The 18109-nt window shown below is 58.8% G+C and carries 11 protein-coding genes; 5 read left to right on the top strand and 6 right to left on the bottom strand.

The features are described 5' to 3' along the window. The first annotated feature begins 4 nt into the window (after positions 1 to 4). Positions 5 to 1705, top strand: a complete 1701-nt coding sequence (gene ade, locus OQ273_RS16365) for an adenine deaminase (protein ID WP_267991560.1) — start codon at positions 5 to 7, stop codon at positions 1703 to 1705. A 101-nt stretch (positions 1706 to 1806) separates the two neighbouring features. Here ade and OQ273_RS16360 read toward each other — a convergent pair whose 3' ends face one another. After that, complete coding sequence (locus OQ273_RS16360; protein WP_267991559.1) at positions 1807 to 3252, bottom strand: glutamine synthetase family protein; 1446 nt, start codon at positions 3250 to 3252, stop codon at positions 1807 to 1809. Between the two features lie 131 nt (positions 3253 to 3383). Here OQ273_RS16360 and OQ273_RS16355 point away from each other — a divergent pair, with 131 nt between their 5' ends. Further along, positions 3384 to 4562: a BaiN/RdsA family NAD(P)/FAD-dependent oxidoreductase gene (locus OQ273_RS16355; RefSeq protein WP_267991558.1), complete on the top strand. Its 1179-nt coding sequence runs from the start codon at positions 3384 to 3386 to the stop codon at positions 4560 to 4562. Positions 4563 to 4565: 3 nt separating this feature from the next. Here OQ273_RS16355 and OQ273_RS16350 read toward each other — a convergent pair whose 3' ends face one another. The 3 genes from OQ273_RS16350 to aceA all read right to left on the bottom strand — a co-directional run bounded on the left by OQ273_RS16350 (position 4566) and on the right by aceA (position 9088). Then, positions 4566 to 7160: a putative bifunctional diguanylate cyclase/phosphodiesterase gene (locus tag OQ273_RS16350; protein WP_267991557.1), complete on the bottom strand. Its 2595-nt coding sequence runs from the start codon at positions 7158 to 7160 to the stop codon at positions 4566 to 4568. 313 nt (positions 7161 to 7473) lie between these two features. Continuing rightward, complete coding sequence (locus OQ273_RS16345; RefSeq protein ID WP_136659671.1) at positions 7474 to 7710, bottom strand: SMc00767 family acetate metabolism repressor; 237 nt, start codon at positions 7708 to 7710, stop codon at positions 7474 to 7476. Between the two features lie 88 nt (positions 7711 to 7798). After that, a complete protein-coding gene (gene aceA / locus OQ273_RS16340) occupies positions 7799 to 9088 on the bottom strand; it encodes an isocitrate lyase (protein ID WP_267991556.1) in 1290 nt (429 codons plus the stop codon). Positions 9089 to 9317: 229 nt separating this feature from the next. Here aceA and OQ273_RS16335 point away from each other — a divergent pair, with 229 nt between their 5' ends. Both OQ273_RS16335 and OQ273_RS16330 read left to right on the top strand, forming a co-directional pair. Continuing rightward, positions 9318 to 10739 (top strand): helix-turn-helix domain-containing protein, encoded by a 1422-nt coding sequence (locus OQ273_RS16335; protein WP_267991555.1) that lies wholly within the window; start codon positions 9318 to 9320, stop codon positions 10737 to 10739. 137 nt (positions 10740 to 10876) lie between these two features. Next, a complete protein-coding gene (locus tag OQ273_RS16330) occupies positions 10877 to 11956 on the top strand; it encodes an NAD(P)H-dependent flavin oxidoreductase (protein WP_267991554.1) in 1080 nt (359 codons plus the stop codon). Between the two features lie 51 nt (positions 11957 to 12007). On the opposite strand, the gene OQ273_RS16325 is transcribed toward OQ273_RS16330, so the two are convergent. Next, positions 12008 to 13855 carry an AsmA family protein gene (locus tag OQ273_RS16325; protein ID WP_267991553.1) on the bottom strand — a complete coding sequence of 616 codons (1848 nt, stop codon included), beginning with the start codon at positions 13853 to 13855 and terminating at the stop codon, positions 12008 to 12010. 240 nt (positions 13856 to 14095) lie between these two features. On the opposite strand from OQ273_RS16325, the gene OQ273_RS16320 reads away from it, so the two are divergent. Then, positions 14096 to 16048: an acetoacetate--CoA ligase gene (locus OQ273_RS16320; protein WP_267991552.1), complete on the top strand. Its 1953-nt coding sequence runs from the start codon at positions 14096 to 14098 to the stop codon at positions 16046 to 16048. 290 nt (positions 16049 to 16338) lie between these two features. Here the strand turns inward: OQ273_RS16320 and OQ273_RS16315 are convergent, their stop codons facing one another. Continuing rightward, positions 16339 to 18036 (bottom strand): ABC transporter permease, encoded by a 1698-nt coding sequence (locus OQ273_RS16315; protein ID WP_267991551.1) that lies wholly within the window; start codon positions 18034 to 18036, stop codon positions 16339 to 16341. Positions 18037 to 18109 lie beyond the last annotated feature (73 nt).

The following is an 18109-nucleotide window of genomic DNA, read 5'->3' as shown; positions in this document are numbered from 1 at the left end:
GCGCATGTATAAGGCTTCCTTAAACGACAGGATTGATCAGGGTTCAGGCAGGGTCCCGGCCGACCTGGTGTTGCGCGGCGGGCAGGTGCTGGACCTGGTGACAGGCGCACTGTTGCAGGGCGATGTCGCCATTTGCGGTGACACGATCGTTGGTACCTGTGGCCAGTATGATGGCAAGAACGTCATCGATGTGACCGGACGTATTCTGGTGCCTGGTTTCATCGACACACATCTGCATATCGAGAGCTCGCTGATTACACCGTTTGAGTTTGATCGGTGCGTGGCACCACGCGGCGTTACCTCCGTAATCTGTGACCCGCACGAGATCGCCAACGTGGCCGGAATTGACGGCATTCGGTACTTCCTGGAGGCAGCCGAGCGCACTGTCATGGACATATTTGTGCAGCTCTCCAGTTGTGTTCCGTCGACAACGATGGAAACGGCCGGGGCCGAACTGCTTGCCGACGATCTGAAGCCCTACCTGGACAATCCTCACGTTATTGGCCTTGCGGAGTTCATGAACTACCCCGGCGTAATTCACAAAGATCCGCAGGCAATGGAGAAATTAAATGCTTTCCAAGGCTGCCATATCGACGGACATGCGCCGCTCCTTCGGGGGACTGATCTGAATGCCTACCTCTCGGCAGGCATCTTGACAGACCATGAAACAACGACCGCTGAAGAGGCGATTGAAAAACTGCAAAAAGGGATGAGAGTCCTGATCCGCGAAGGTTCTGTGTCAAAGGATCTTGAGGCGCTGGTGCCGATAATCACCGAACGCAACTCACCCTATATCGGCTTTTGCACGGATGATCGAAACCCGCTGGATATAGCAGAACACGGACATCTCGATTTCATGATCCGCACCGCGATTCATAAGGGGGCCGAGCCGCTTGCCGTCTATCGCGCTGCCAGCCAGTCGGCTGCCGAAATTTTCGGTCTTAGAGACCGTGGGCTGATCGCGCCGGGAAAACGTGCGGATATCGTGGTACTGGAATCACTGGAAGAGTGCCGTGCCGAACACGTGCTATGCGGAGGCGTTTTGCTGGATGACGCGGCCTTCGGTGCGGTTCGGCCGGTCCCGCCGGTGGCACGCCGAAGCGTCAAGGCGCCTCAGGTCACGGCAGCGTCATTTCGTACCGCAAGCAACACCGCGAAAACGCCGGTGATCGGGATCGAGCCTGGCAAAATCATCACCAGTCATTTGACGGTTGATATCGAGCCTGACGGCGGTGACAAACGGCCCGATACCGACCGCGATCTGGTCAAGATTGCCATCGTCGAGCGACACGGAAAGAACGGCAACATCGCAACCGGGTTTGTCCGTGGGTTTGGTTTGAAGGCCGGTGCGATCGCATCCACTGTCTGTCATGACCACCACAACCTGGCGGTGGTGGGTGCGGACTATGGCGACATGGCTGTCGCGACCAATCGGCTGACCGAAATAGAAGGCGGTTTCGTTGTGGTCAAGGACGGCGCGGTGTTGGCCGAGGTCGCGTTGCCCATCGCCGGTTTGATGAGCCTGGAGCCGTTCGAGGACGTACATCGGAAACTCGTAGAGTTGCGCGCCGCTGCAAGGTCTCTTGGCGTGGTTCTTGAAGAACCGTTTTTGCAACTCGCGTTCCTCGCCCTTCCTGTCATACCGCACCTTAAGCTGACCGACTACGGGCTCGTTGATGTCGATCGTTTTGAGGTGATCGGTTAGGCCGAAGTCCCGCTGGCAGCTTGACTGGCCTGGGCTGAGCAAACGGCCGCACAGCCCTTTTGATGATCGTTCACGCCGCGAATGCCTCTCCTTAGCCGGATTTAGACGTTCAAAAGCAGGAACTCGCGCTCCCACGGGCTGATCACTTCCATGAAAGTCTCGAACTCGCCGCGCTTCACCCCGGCATAGATGTCGATGAAGTCCTTGCCGAAGACCTCGATGAAGGACGGCTCGTCCTCCAGCACCGACAGGGCGTCGAGCAGACCGCGCGGCAGGTCGACCGTCGTGCCCTCATTCGCCGTTGTCTCGGTCGGGCTGTCCGGCACGATTTCCCGCACCATGCCGAGCCAGCCGCAGGCAAGCGATGCGGCGAGCGCGAGATAGGGATTGGCGTCCGAAGACGGCAGGCGGTTTTCCACGCGCCGGGCCGCCGGGTCCGAATGCGGGACACGGAAAGCGACCGTACGGTTGTCGTAACCCCAGGCATTGTTGACCGGGCAGGCCATTTGCGGAGCAAGCCGCCGGTAGGAGTTCACATAGGGCGCCATCATGACGAGGGCCTTCGGGACAAAATGCTGCATTCCCCCGATGAAGGAAAAGAACTTGGAAGACGGCGAACCGTCCCGGTTGCAGAAGATGTTGCCGCCGGTCTTTGCATCCGTGACCGATTGGTGAATATGCATGGCGGAACCCGCCTGACCCTGCATCGGCTTTGCCATGAAGGTCGCGTAGATGCCGTGTTTGAGCGCCGCCTCGCGGATGGTCCGCTTGAACATGAACACCTGGTCGGCCAAAAGCAACGGATCGCCGTGCCGCAGGTTGATCTCGAGCTGCGCAGGCCCTTCTTCATGAATGAGCGTATCGATCTCAAGGCCCTGCGCCTCGGAGAAATGGTAGATATCGTCAATCAGCTCATCGAACTCGTTGACCCCGGCGATCGTATAGGACTGGCCACGGGCGATGGTGCGTCCCGAGCGCCCCACGGGCGGCTGGAGCGGATAGTCCGGGTCATCGTTAAGGGCAACGAGATAAAACTCGATTTCCGGAGCCACCGCCGGGCGCCATCCTTTGTCCTCATAAAGTGACAGGACGCGTTTGAGCACGTTGCGCGGCGCGTAATCGACGCTTTTGCCTTCCGGATCGACAATATCGCAGATGACCTGTGCCGTCGGGTCGCTCTCCCACGGGACAGCCGCCAATGTGGACAGATCGGGCATCAGTTTCAAATCGCCGTCCTGCGGATCGTAACGGAAGTTGCCGGTTTCCTCCGGGTATTCGCCCGATATGGTCTGCCGGAAGAGCGCCGAAGGCAGCGAAAGCGACGTGTTGGACGTGAACTTCGATGTCGGCATCATCTTGCCGCGCGGCACGCCTGCAAGGTCGGGCGTGATGCACTCGATATCCTCAATACCGCGCCATTTGAGCCATTCGCCCGCATGCTTCCAGTTTGCAACACCGCGCGTATTGTCTACATAGGCGGGTCTGCGGCGCGCCTGTCTGGCATCGTCCGCATGTCGTGCGGATGTCTTTTTGGATTTCTCGGCCATGAATCGCTCACTAGCGGACTTGCGTTCCGGTTCTCTTAGAACAAGCAATATGTATTTGAAACCTTTGGCCCGCATCCGGTCTGTCCGAAACGCACGTCTTGCAGGTGTGCAGATCTTGGGAAGCGCGATTCATGCAGCGTTATGACGTTGTCATTCTCGGTGCCGGCGCAGCCGGCATGATGTGCGCCATTGAGGCGGGCAGGCGCGGCCGCAAGGTGCTGATCATCGATCACGCCCGTGCGCCTGGCGAAAAGATCCGCATTTCCGGGGGTGGCCGCTGCAACTTCACCAATCTTCACGCCGCACCCGGGAATTTCCTTTCCGCCAATCCACATTTCTGCAAATCGGCCCTTGGCCGCTACACCCAGTATGACTTCATCGATCTCGTCGCGCGAAGCGGTATCGCCTATCACGAAAAGACCCTCGGTCAGCTCTTTTGTGACGGATCCTCAAGGCAGATCATCGATATGCTGACGGGGCTGATGCGCGATGCCGGGGTCGATCTGTCGCTCGGCGTGACATTCGAGGGTGTCACACGGGAAGATGACGGTTTCACCATACGGTTTGCGACCGGACCGGTCAGATGCAGTGCGCTTGTTGTCGCCACGGGCGGCAAGTCCATTCCCAAAATGGGTGCAACCGGCCTTGCATACCGCATTGCCGAACAATTCGGATTGGCTGTGACGCAAACCCGGCCGGCTCTTGTCCCGCTCACCTTTGATGAGAAACTGCGTAAGAGGCTGAAACCCCTGTCCGGCGTTTCGGTCGATGCGGCTGTGCGGTGCAACGGTGCGGCCTTCAACGAGGCGATGCTGTTTACCCATCGTGGCATCAGCGGCCCGTCCGTCCTCCAGATTTCTTCCTATTGGCGAGAGGGGGACGAAATCACGCTGTCGCTGCTGCCGGACAGGGACCTGTTTTCCGTGCTGCGAGACGCAAGAGGACAGGGCGGACGCCAAACGCCGCACACCATCCTGTCCGCGCATCTGCCAAAACGGCTTGCGCAGATCATCTGCGAGGGCGTTGGCGCCGCCGGGCGGATAGCCGATATGAACGACGCTCTGCTACGCCGGATCGCCGATGCGGCTCAGGACTGGCAAATCAAACCGACCGGGTCAGAAGGTTATCGAACGGCCGAGGTGACGCTCGGCGGCGTCGATACGGCCGGACTGAACTCACGGACGATGGAGGCAAAGGCCGTATCCAGCCTCTTTTTTATCGGCGAGGCCGTCGATGTGACCGGCTGGCTCGGTGGCTACAATTTCCAGTGGGCCTGGTCGTCCGGCTGGGCTGCCGGTCAATTTGTCTGACCCTCAGGCCACTTTGTCCTTATCCTCACAAACAGTGTCTTCCGGTCCGCAATAGGCTTCGATAACGCGATGCAGATCCTGTCGCGGGATCGGCGGACTGAACAGATAACCCTGCAGATCGCTGCAGTTCTCACTGATAAGAACTTCCAGCTGGTCGGCGTTCTCAACGCCTTCGGCGGTGATATCCATTCCGAGGCTCGATCCGAGACTGACGATGGCCCGGATCACGGCCTGGGAGCTTTTGTTGTCTCCGATATCGCGCACGAAGCTGCGGTCGATCTTGATGCGGTTGAAGGGAAACTTCGCCAGGTAGCCCATGCTCGAATATCCGGTGCCGAAATCGTCCAGCGCAATACGGGCATTGAGCGCGCGCAGTTGCTGCAGCACCTCGATATTGTCCTGGGTATCGTTGAGAAGGACGCTTTCGGTGATTTCGACTTCCAGCCTTTCGGCGGCCAGGCCGCTTTCATCAAGGGCGTTCCTGACGGTGCCCACGAGCCGGTCGCTGCCGAACTGCCGTGCGGAAACATTGACGGCGACGATGAGATGTCCGGGCCAGTCCACGGCCTGGCGGCAAGCCTCAAAAAGAACCCATTCGCCCATTTGTTCAATCAGCCCGGCCTCTTCGGCCAAGGGGATGAAGTCCGCCGGCGGCACAAGTCCACGGCTTGGGTGCCGCCAGCGGATGAGTGCCTCAAAGCCTCTCAGCCGACCGGTCTTGACCGACATGATCGGCTGATAATGAAGCTCGAATTCGCGTTCGATGACCGCGCGCCGCAACTCCACCTCCAGCGACCGCCGCTCGCTCTCGACGCGATCCATCTCCGGTTCAAAAACCCGGACAGCGCTGCCGGTATCCTTTTTCGCCCTGTAGAGCGCCAGGTCAGAGAATTTGAGAGCCTGTTCCGGTACCTTTGCCTCACCCGGAACCACCGCGATGCCGATACTGGCTTCGATATTGGCAAGCCTGCCATTGAGATCGTGGGGCAGATCGAGGGCCTTCAGAATGTGCGTGGCGCGTTCCAGGCAAGCCTCCCGTGTGCTGCAACCCGAAAGGATCATGGCGAATTCGTCGCCGCCCAGCCGCGCCACCGTATCCTCCGCCCCGGCCAGTTCGACGAGCCGGCGCGCGACCTCTGTCAGAACCATATCGCCCGCATCGTGACCCTGCGTGTCGTTGATCAGTTTAAAACCGTCAAGGTCGATCGTCAGAACGCTGAAGGCGGTGGCGCCGCGCTCGAAATCGGAAAATGACCTTTCCAGCGCCTCGGTAAAGACGGTTCGGTTGGGCAGGCGTGTCAGCGGATCATGATGTGCAAGAAACGTGATCTGGGCCTCGGCGCGGGCCCGCTCGGTCATGTCGACAATTGTTGCGAGTGTGGCGGGAACACCTTCGACGGTAATGTCCCGTTCATATTCCACGACGTTAAGCACCGTCCCGCAGGCCGCTTCGTGCGTCCAGCAGCTTCCGCCTGCCTGTACGTCACCGTCTCCATCGTCCTCGCCGCCACCCAGCTCTCTCAGGCGCAGGTCACGCAGGCTGAGCTGCATGAAATCGTCGCGCCCGTAGCCATAGAGCCGAAGCGCAGCGTCATTAACCCGAAGGATACGGGCGTCCTGCTGCGCGACAACCACCATCGGCACGGGATTTGCGTCGAACATGGAGCGGAATAGCGCTTCGCGCGCCCGCAACTCGCCAACGTCAATGAGAGTGACCGTCAACAATTCGCCGGCGCGTGATATCCCGGCCTTGATCGAGACTTTGTGTTTCTCGGCCGTATATTCGAATGTAAAGCTGCTGTGGTCACCGGTCCTCAGCGCCGCGCGCAGCGCGCGAAGGCCCCGCCGGAAACCGGCGCGTGTCAGGGCTTCCGATAACCGGGAGGACCGCAGTTTTTCGACCGTGGAGCCGAGCAGTTTTGCAGCCCCGTCATTGATGCTCAAGATCATGAAGTCGAGCGGTTGACCGTTCCGTTCTTCCAGGCACGACAGTGCCATGATGCCTTCATTGGTCGAGTTGATCAAAAGACTGGCAAGGTCTACCTGTTTTTCACGCGGTCGGGCGAACAGCAAAAAGAACTCGCCTTCCCAATGTGAGGCCAGCGGCAAGGCGACGAGTTCTACCGTTGATATCATGCCCTCTACAGTCGATTGACAAAGGCGCAACCCGGGAGAACCTGTGGATCGCGCGCAATCCAGGGCAGTTGAGATCGAGAACTGATAATTGACCGGCAGCGAGGAAAGCGGCGTCAGATTGCAGTTGCGCTGGACAACATTTTCGAACTTGTTGCCTGCCCGCACAATAACGGGCTCCTCGTTCCCGATATTGCGGACAACAGCGATTTCGTCGGCCAGCTTGCCGAGCGAGCCCAGGACCAGATCCTCATAAAGCGGAAGGGAGTTTAAGGTTCTTGCGGCTTTCCACTTGCGTAGAAGGACGCGCGCATCGTGAAATTCGGTCAGTTGATCGAGCTCTAAACCGTCACGCTCCTCAGCGGGCTCCCGTGTCGCAACGCAAGGCTGGCCGTTCTGTTCGCATCGCGCTTCAAGATCGCGGTCCGGATAGATTGGAGATGCAGCTGGGTTGGACGTACGCATGACGATATCCTGAACGCCGAAAACAATGGGCACACTAGGTGAGGCCGAAAGCGGCCGGATATCGACAAATCATTTGTCGCGCCGTGGATACTACCCACGTGCAGTTATTTCACTCTTAATAAAACTGGTGGTTGTTGAGCTATATTTGAAAATGGCGGCTATGTTTAACGAGCAGTTATTATGCCGCCCGAGGGTATCGTCGGATCCGTTGGATGAGCCCTCCGTCACAGGATTTATAGCTTCTGGACGGCGGAATATGACCGGTCCGGCTGAGAGGCTCTTCGTCAGCCGGACCGGTCCTTCGACAGAGGCCTTAAGAGCCCTGTGTAACGATGACGGGGATGAGAAGGTCTCCCCAGTTGCCATCCCCGCCGTGATGGCGTGCGGAGCGTACCAGTTCAACGGACACACCCGCATCGACGGCCTTCATCACCGACTGGTTCAGCCTGTGCAGGTCGTTTGCAACCATGCGGATCGCAGCCTGCTGGTCTGCGGTCATGGCAGAGGACTGTTCTTCAGCCCGTTCTTTGACGCGTGTCTGCGGTGCCATTGTGATATCTCCTTATCTGGCGATGGCAGGTGGCGGACAATCCGCCGGCGAGGACAGGCGGCATGGTGCCGCCGGTCCCACAAGCCGCCTATTCGGCGGCCGGTTTGAACTGGGCGGTCTCGGTCGATTCGCCCATGGCCGTTGTCGACGACTGTCCGCCGGTAATGGCCATGGATACGGCATCGAAGTAGCCCGTGCCGACTTCCCGCTGGTGCTTCGTTGCGGTGTAGCCGTTTGTCTCGCTGGCAAATTCGGCTTCCTGCAGCTCTGAATAGGCGGCCATCTGCCGGTCCTTGTAGCCGCGGGCAAGCTCGAACATGCCGTGGTTGAGCTGGTGGAAACCGGCCAGCGTGATGAACTGGAACTTGTAGCCCATGGCGCCGAGTTCGCGCTGGAACTTGGCAATGGTCGCATCGTCCAGGTTCTGCTTCCAGTTGAACGAAGGCGAGCAGTTATAGGCAAGAAGCTGGTCGGGATGGACCTTGCGAACGGCTTCGGCAAAACGCTTGGCCTGATCAAGATCCGGCTTGGACGTCTCGCACCAGATCAGGTCGGAATAGGGTGCATAGGCAATCGCGCGGGCAATGCACGGCTCAAGACCGTTCTTGACCCGGTAAAAGCCTTCCGCCGTGCGGCCTGCTTCGTAATCGACGAATGGCTGATCGCGCTCGTCGACGTCTGAGGTCAGCAGCTTTGCAGCCTCGGCATCCGTGCGGGCGATGACGAGGGTCGGCGTACCCATGACGTCGGCTGCAAGGCGTGCCGCGTTGAGGTTGCGGATATGTGCGGCCGTGGGGATCAGGACCTTGCCGCCGAGATGGCCGCATTTCTTTTCAGAAGCAAGCTGGTCTTCATAATGAACGCCTGCTGCGCCGGCCTCGATATAGGCCTTCATCAGCTCGAAGGAGTTGAGCGGACCGCCAAAACCGGCTTCCGCGTCGGCGACGATCGGGGCGAACCATGTGTCGACGGAAAGGCCATTGCCCTCTGCCGTTTCGATCTGGTCGGCGCGCTGCAGGGTCTTGTTGATGCGCTTGGCCAGTTCGGGGCCCGCATTGGCCGGATAAAGCGACTGATCCGGATACATTGCGGACGCCGTATTGGCATCGGCTGCAACCTGCCAGCCGGAGAGGTAAATGGCCTTCAGGCCGGCGCGGACCATCTGCATGGCCTGGTTGCCGGAAAGCGCTCCCAGTGCGTTGACGAAATCATCGTTGTGAATGAGCTGCCAGAGGCGATTGGCGCCCATTTCGGCCAGCGAATGCTTGATCTGTACAGAACCGCGCAGTTTCTGAACATCTTCCGCCGAATACGGACGGTCAATCCCGTCAAAGCGGCCTTCCGGTGCGCCGGGAACAAGGTTGTAAAAATCAGTCATTGCGATCTCCGTTCGGTAAACCTGTGAGCTTCTTTTGATAAGAAGTCGCCCTTGTTTTGGAATTTGTATGACCATTTTTACAGTGCAGTGCACAAGATGAATAGAAAAATCCGCAAAATCAGCGTGATAAAAGGGTCATGCTGTCTAAGTTATGACAAATCGCAATTGTAAATTTGTAAATTTTGTAATAGGCTCATTACACCCAGATTTGTCAAATGTTGTAAATATTATGGCGGAACAAAAGATCTTTGCCGGGCCGCGCCTGCGCCGAATCCGAAATCAGCACGGTCTGACGCAGACGGCCATGGCCGAAGAACTGGGCATTTCACCCTCTTACCTCAACCTGATTGAACGCAATCAGCGGCCGCTGACGGTTCAACTCCTTCTCAAGCTGACATCTGTCTACAAGATCGATCTGGAAGAGCTGCAGGGCGAGACGACAGGCACGATGAGCGCCCTGAAGGAGGTCTTCTCCGATCCGCTTCTCGCGGAGGCGCTTCCCGGCGACCAGGAACTGATCGAAGTCGCCGACGCCGCTCCGAACGCAGCGGCCGGCGTCGTCAAGCTCTACCGCGCCTATAAGGAGGCGCAATCGCGTCTTTCCGGTCTTTCGGAACTTCTGGCGCGGGAAGGCCATACACCCACGGTTTCGGGAACCAGGCTTCCGGTTGACGAGGTGCGCGAGGTGTTCGAACGCCGGCCCAATCACATCGCCGCAATCGAAGAGGCTGCCGAGGAACTCCATACACACATCAAGCCGGTCGAGGATTTGAGCAATGCGTTGCGGTCCTGGCTGGCGCGTGAGCACGGTGTTGTCGTGCGGCTCCTGCCCGTTCACACAATGCCGAACTGGCGGCGCCGGTTCGACCGCCACTCCATGAGGCTTTTTCTGTCCGAGCGGTTGTCGCCTTTCGATCAGTTGCGGGAGATCGCAGTCGAGGTCGCGCAGCTTGCCTTTGGTGACCAGATTTCGGCAGAGCTCGAGCAACTGGATTTTGCTTCCGACGAGGCCCGGCGGCTCGGGCGTTTTGAGATTGCCCGTTACGCCGCCCATGCCATCATGATGCCCTACGGGGCCTTCCAGGCAGCCGCCATGCGCGCCCGGTATGATCTGGATGTGTTGCGTTCGCGTTTCCATGTTTCCTTCGAGCAGGTCGCCAACCGTGTCACCATGCTGCAGCGCCCCGGTACGTCAGGGGTGCCGTTTTTCATGCTCGAGGTCGACAATGCAGGAAACCGGTTCCGGCGCGCCGGCGCGAGAGGGTTTCCGCAGTCGCGCTTCGGCGGCGGCTGCCCCAAGCTCAATATCCATGCCGCGTTCACCCAGCCGGGCCAGATTCTGGTCGATGCCGTCGAAATGCCGGATGGCGCCGAATTCCTGACGATTGCCCGCACGCTTGAGGGGCCGCAGGGCGCTTTCAACGAAAGAGTGCGACGGACAGCGGTCCTGGTCGGCTGCGACATCGGTTTCCGCGACGAAATCATTTATGGCGATACGGTCAAGGGCTCGGCAATCAAGCCTACACAAATCGGGCCGGCCTGCCGGTTGTGCGAAAGACAGGGATGTCTGGCGCGTGCCGAACCGCCGCTCACGCGCCCGTCGGGTCTTGACGAGATGGTCACGGGCCTCAGCGCCTTCGATTTTCAGTAATGCCGGTCCGTATCGGGAAAACCCCGGGTCGATTGGCCAGGCCTATCCGCACCGCGCGGGACAGGAGCGGGTTGTTCTTGACGGTGAAAATGATTTGAGCCTCTTTCAAACCAGAATTGTTTTATGGAGTGAGACCAATGGAACAAAATCCCATTGCCCGTGCTGAAGCCTTCTGTGCCGACTATTCGCTTCAAGTTCCAATCCTCATGGCGCCCATGGCCGGCGCTTGCCCGACATCGCTCGCGATTGCCGTTGCGGAGGGCGGCGGCATGGGCGCATGCGGCGCACTTTTGATGGAGCCGGACGCGATTGCCGATTGGGCGTCGCAGATGCGGGCCGGTTCAAATGGCGCTTTCCAGTTCAACCTTTGGATACCGGACCCGGCACCGAAGCGTGATCCTGTCCATGAGAATGCCGTCCGCGCATTCCTGGCCCGATGGGGCCCTGAGGTGCCGGCCACTGCTGGGGAACCTTCGCTGGTGAATTTTTCAAAGCAGTGCGATGCGTTGTTGGACGCCGGGCCCGCGGTGATTTCGTCCATCATGGGCCTGTACCCCGATGACTTTGTCGTTCGGATGAAAGAGCGCAACATCAAATGGTTTGCCACAGTCACCACGGTACAAGAAGCAATTGCGGCGGAAGAAGCCGGCGCTGACGTCATCGTCGCACAGGGCATGGAAGCCGGAGGCCATCGCGGCGCCTTTGATGCTGACGAAGCGGGAACGGCTTTGGTGGGCCTGTTCTCGCTGCTTCCGGCAATCGTCGACACCGTTAAGGTCCCGGTGGTTGCGACGGGTGGAATCGCAGATGCGCGCGGTGTGTCCGCGGCATTGTTGTTGGGAGCGTCGGCGGTGCAGATCGGAACCGGTTTGTTGAGGACGACCGAAGCCAGTATTGCCCCGGCCTGGGCGGATGCCATCGGCGTTTCGCGGCCGGAAGACACCGTGGCCACGCGGGCGTTTTCCGGTCGTCTGGGCCGCAGCGTCAAAACCGCTTACGTCGAGGCTGCCGGATCTGACGGCGCACCGGACCCTGCTCCCTATCCCGTTCAGCGCGGCCTTACCCAGAAAATGCGCAGTGAAGCCGCGAAATCCAACTCCATAGAGACGATGCAGGCGTGGGCGGGACAATCGGCAATGCTGGCCAAAGAAGGTTCTGCCGCGGAACTTGTTGCAGGCCTTTGGAAGGACGCCAAAAAACGCCTGTCGCCGCAATAGACCATCAGTGCCGTTGCATCCGACTCCAGTGCAGGTTGTTGATTCAGTCTTCTAGTTACTGATGATCGGCGAAATGACAGGGGTCGGCCAGGATCCGCCGACAAAGAACTGTATGCCGGTTTCCTCGCGCACGGGGTCCCCGGTTTCCGTCTGTGTTCCATCGTCGCCGGTTTCGGCTGCTGCCTCGGTATTGACGTCACGCAGAATCCCGATCAGCGCCAACCCGCCACGCTGGTAGGGAATGATGCCGGTCAGGCTTAAGGACGTCTCCTCCGCGACAATATCGCCCTTGTTGATTTCGGCCAGACCGTTGGAGAAGGTCGCCTGAAATTCAGCGGTCTTGAAAGGAAAGGAGCCTTGCGAGATGCCGCCGAGACCAAAGAAACGCTCGGTCTTTGCCAGTTCCCTGAACTGAGCTGTGTCGAAAGACGGAACAGAGCCGTTGATAATCGAAAGCTCCAGTTTTCCGTCGAGGTCACTTAACCCGGTCGCCCAGGTCGGAAAGGGTGTTGAGAGTGCCGCGTTCATCGACGCGGTGCCCTGAGGAAAGGGGCCCTGAATATCCAGTGCCGACAGAACCTGTTCCAGATTGATGTCCCTTGCGGAGAAGCGCAGTTCACCGCCGCCCTCGACGCCGCTCTCGGCCACGGTGACACGCCCCAGCACAGACCCGCCATAGGCCGTCGCATCGCCGACATCGAAAGTCGCCCGTCCACCGTCGATACGCGCGGCGGCAGCAACGTCGGTCAGGCTGATCCTGCCCAGGGTCGCTGTTTGTGCCGAAAGCCGCATATCGAGCTTCAATTGGCTCAAAAAGGACGTATCGATGGTTTTGGCGATGTCCTCGCCACTGCGCGGCAGGGGCGTGAAGGCCCTCAGAAAGGACGCGATATCAAGTGAATTGAAAGCCAGCGTCCCGGAAATGCCGGGCGTATCCTCATCGCGTTTGATATCGAGGATACCGATGCCCTGATTGCCCTCCAGTTCGACAATCAGCTTGTCGAGCATCGCGCGATCGTTCTGAAGCTGAAGGTCGGCCTCCAGCGACATCTCGCCAATGGCTTCACCGGGCTTGATCTCGGTTCCCACCCATTCCAGCGCCTGCCGCATGGAGGGGCTCTGCACGGCAACGGCACCAAGGGCGAACGGGTTTTTTGAAAGGTTGGCGTCCCCCTGAAAGTTCACATTCAGCGGCGCTGCCTTCAGATCGATGGTGAAATTTGCCGTGCGTCCGGCCAGAAGCCGCAGCGGCTGGTTCGATGTCACGCTGAGTGATGCGGCCTCGCCGCGATAAATCCCGCGCACATCCGCCCGTGCGGCGCCGTTCAGCCTTGGCCAGCTGACCGTACCGTTGATCGCGGTTATTCTTTCGGAATCGCCATTTGTCCGGTCGATCCAGTTGAAGGCGCCGTTTTCGACCGTAACCTCTCCAAGCCTGTAGGCCGGGATCGGCGGCAGCTTGGATGCATCGTCACCGGCATCGGCATGCGCCACGGCGGAATCAATGCCTTCGGCGATTCGCCCGGACGGGCTGTTCCAACTGGTGATGCCTTCCGGAAATTTCTCGACAGTAAAGACCGGTCTCACGAGAACGAAATTGGAGAAGCTTGGCCGCCCGCGAAGTGCAGAGAAAATGCTGAAATCGGCCTTAAGCTCATCGGCAAAGACAATCGGTTCGGCGTCGGGAAACTGTTTTGAAGAGACGCTGATGCGGTTTAGCTCAATGCGCGGCACCGGCCAGAAGCCGATTTGCGGATTGTCGAGCAACTCGAATTCATGCCCGGTCCAATCCGAGATGTCCCGTTCCAGCCGGTCACGCACCAGGTCAGTGGATATGACAAAGGGCAGGGCGATGCCGCTGACGGCCGCAACGATGCCGGCGACGACCACGATAGCCATGATCGCCCGAAACCAGCGCCTGTGGTATAGCCGTTTGCGTTCCAAGTCGCGCTTGACCTTCCGTTACGGTGCAACAACACCTGTCCGCCACCGGCCATAGGGGTAATGGGTTGCTCAGGCGAATGCAATTGAAGCCGCGCATTTGGATTAACGCGCGACAAAATGGTAATGGCCGCTTTATCTGTTTCGATGCAGCGTGCTAAGAGCCGGTCATCGGTAACTGGGGATTTGGGAGGAAGCATGAACGGCCAGAATCCGCTTTGGACGCCAACCGAGGAAATGGTTGAGAATGCGGTTGTCACATCATTTGCTGGCTTTTGCAGTGAACGCGTCGGCAAGGAGATCACCGGCTATGACGCGCTGCATGCCTGGTCGATAGAAGACCGCGCCGACTTCTGGGCAGCGGTCTGGGATTTCTGCGGTGTAAAAGGTAAAAAGGGTGACACCATTCTTGAAGACGGAGACCGGATGCCCGGCGCCCGTTTCTTCCCTGGCGCAACCCTGAACTTTGCCGAAAACCTTCTCAGCCGCACTGGCAGCGATGACGCCATTGTCTTTCGTGGTGAGGACAAGGCACGCGCCCGCATGAGCTGGGATGAGCTTCATGCATTGGTGTCTCGTCTTCAGCAGGCCATGCGCGCAATGGGGTTGACGAAGGGCGATCGCGTTGCGGCCATGATGCCCAACATGCCCGAAACCATTGCAGCCATGCTGGCGGCCACCTCAATCGGCGCCATCTGGTCGTCCTGCTCTCCGGATTTTGGCGATAAGGGTGTCCTTGACCGCTTCGGACAGATCGAGCCGAAACTGTTCATTGCCTGTGACGCCTACTGGTACAATGGCAAGTATCAGGATGTGTCGCAGAAACTCGGTAAGGTGGAGGCCGAACTTCAGCCGCAAAAGACGTTGATCGTTCACTATGCCGGCGATGCAAGTGCCCTGGCGGCCTCACTCGCCGCCGCCGAGACGCTCGACGATTTCGTTGAACCCTTTGACGCCCGTGCGGTGGAATATGAACCGCTGCCTTTCGATCACCCGCTCTACATTCTGTTTTCTTCCGGCACGACCGGAATTCCGAAATGTATTGTGCATTCCGTCGGCGGAACCCTTCTTCAGCACCTGAAGGAACAGCAGCTTCATTTCAACCTGCGTTCGGGAGAGCGACTGTTCTATTTCACCACATGCGGCTGGATGATGTGGAACTGGCTGGCCTCGGGGCTGGCCACTGGCGCGACGATCTGCCTTTACGATGGCTCGCCGTTCCATCCGGACGGTAATGTTCTTTTTGACTATGCCGCTGAAGAGGGTTTCCACGTCTTCGGAACCTCGGCCAAATTCATCGATGCGTTGCGCAAGGAAGGTCTGACGCCCATTTCCAGCCACGATCTGTCGGCGCTTCGTATGGTTGCTTCCACCGGTTCGCCGCTGTCGCCCGATGGCTTCTCATTTGTTTATGAAGGCATCAAGAAAGATCTGCACCTGGCTTCGATCTCCGGCGGAACCGATATCGTGTCCTGTTTTGTCTGTGCGATCCCGGTCAAGCCAGTCTGGAAGGGCGAAATCCAGGGCGCTGGCCTCGGCATGGCCGTCGACGTGTGGGACGATGACGGCAAGTCGGTGATCGGGGAAAAGGGCGAACTGGTCTGTACCCGGGCCTTTCCCTGCATGCCGATCAAGTTCTGGAATGATCCGGATGGCGCCAAATACCATTCGGCCTATTTCGAGCGTTTCGACAATATCTGGTGCCACGGCGACTTCGCCGAGTGGACCGAACACGGCGGGATGATCATCCATGGCCGGTCCGATGCAACACTCAATCCCGGCGGTGTGCGGATCGGGACCGCGGAGATTTACAATCAGGTCGAACAGATGGACGAAATCGTCGAGGCCATCTGTATCGGCCAGGATTGGGAAGACGATGTCCGTGTCATCCTGTTCGTGCGCCTGGCGGATGGCGTTTCCCTTGACGATGAGCTCATCACACGAGTCAAGGCCAGGATCAGGACGGGCGCTTCACCGCGCCATGTCCCGGCCAAAGTCATCGCCGTTTCCGATATTCCCCGGACGAAATCCGGCAAGATAACGGAGCTTGCCGTGCGTGACGTGGTTCATGGCCGGGCGGTCAAGAACCAGGAAGCGTTGGCCAATCCGGAGGCCTTGTCGCTGTTTTCCGGTTTGAACGAACTCAAATAGGCGCGTAGGCAACCTGCGGTATGCACTGCACCGGGCTGTCATGGTTAATGAAAGGTGTACAAAATATTTACCTTCTTTTAGCGGCGGCTCCGCTTGGTTACAATTCGTGAAGCTTTGTTAAGGATGCGTTAGCAATCCGCGCCATACGATACCGTAACTTAACGTGATCTCCCGCGTGCTTGAGAGTTCTCCAGGCTTTGCGGATACCATGCCCATTGACAGCAAATTTTGATTTTAAGGTGCGCGCGGCGCACCTTTTTTTTGCCTTTGATTACAAAGGGAAATTTCCACTAGCGCCGAATGAAGGCGCGAAAGCGGTTGCCGTTGTCGATCATGCTTCTTGATACAAGTATCACCGGCAGAATGCCTGCGAGGATGATGATGAAGGCCGCAACCGAGGCTTCTTCGACCCGTGCGCGCGAGGCGTCTTCGTAAACGAGCGTCGCAAGCGTGTTGAAGTCGAAGGGTCGCAGCAACAGGGTCGCGGAGAGTTCCTTCAACGTGTCGACAAAAACCAGCAGAGCCGCAGTTACAACTGCGGGTTTCATCATCGGCAGAAGAATGGTGCTGAAGGTTTCGCGTGCGTTTCGGCCCAGCGTACGCGCCGCCATATCGAGGTGGGGCGAGAGCTTGTGGAAGCCCGATTCGATCGAGCCTTCCGCCATGGTGAGAAAACGGATGCTGCAGGCATATATGATGGCAAGTCCCGATCCGGTCAGGATAAGTCCGACCCCGAATCCGAATGTGTTGCGTGTGAATGTGTTGATTGCCGTATCAAGCGAAGCAAGAGGTATGAGCACGCCAAGTGCCAGAACGGTGCCGGGAACCGCATAGCCGAAGGAGGCGATCTTGCCAGTCAGCGAAACCAGCGGTTGACGCGAGACGCGGGCTGCATAGGCCAGGACAAATGCCAGCAGCACTGTGCAAAGTGCCGTTGCGCTGGACACCATCAGACTGTCGGCAAGCGCGGAATAGATGCGGCTGTCCAAAAGCTGGTCCAGCCTTTTAAAGGCATAACCGCCGAGTATGTAAGCCGGGATGCCAAATCCCAGAAGGATCGGCAGGGCACACAAAACAGTTGCTGCCCATTTTTTGACCCCGGTGAGCGCGACCGGCGTAACATCGTGCACTGCGCTGGTTGTCCGCCCGACATTGTACCGCTGACGGCGTCGTCCCCAACGCTCGACGAGGACCGCGAGCAAGGCCAGAAACAGCATTGCGCAGGCAATCTGTACGGCGCCCGCAAGGTCTCCGCGATTAAGCCAGGTGTCGTATATGGCAAAGGTCAGCGTATTGACGCCGAGATATTCCACCGCGCCGATGTCGTTCAGCGTTTCCATCAGTGCAAGCGTGATGCCGATCGCCAGGGCAGGGCGGGCCATCGGCAGTTGCACACGCCAGAAAACGGACAGCCTGCTTGCACCGAGCGTACGGGCCACGTCACTTGCCGACCGGCCCTGCATTAAGAACAGTGCGCGTGTCGTCAGATACACATAGGGGTAGAGCACGCTGGAAAGAACAACCATCGCTCCCGGAAGGGAGCGAACCTCGGGGAACCAGTAATCAGCCCGTGACGTATAGCCGAAGAGTGCGCGAAAACCGGACTGGAGCGGGCCGGTATAGTCCAGAAACTCGCCATAGGCGTAGGCCGCAAGGTAAGTGGGAACCGCAAACGGCAAGACCAGCGCCCAGGCCATGGTTCTCCTGCCCGGAAAGTCGAAGGAAACGACCAGCCATGCGCTCAGGATGCCCATCGATCCGGCAAGGATGGCGACGCCGGTCAGGAGCGCTCCGGTCACCCAAACGGCGCGTGGGATCACATAACGGATCAGGTGTGGCCACTCGCCGCTTTGACCGGTGACGGCGAGGTAGACCAGTGCGGCGACGGGTACGAGAACAAACAGCGCAATGAAGCCTGCGAACGCGAGGAGAACAGGATTCTCGCTGCGAATCGAGCCGTTTCCAACAAACAGCTGCGGCATGGACATATGTTGTCATTCCTGGCCGGGTTTCGTGCACTCTGGGTTCCGGCTTCGAAAGCAGAAATATCCGCAGCGGTCA

The organism is Hoeflea prorocentri (genome assembly GCF_027944115.1).
Taxonomy (GTDB): Bacteria; Pseudomonadota; Alphaproteobacteria; order Rhizobiales; family Rhizobiaceae; genus Hoeflea_A; species Hoeflea_A prorocentri.
This window is presented reverse-complemented; position numbering and strand designations above follow the sequence as displayed.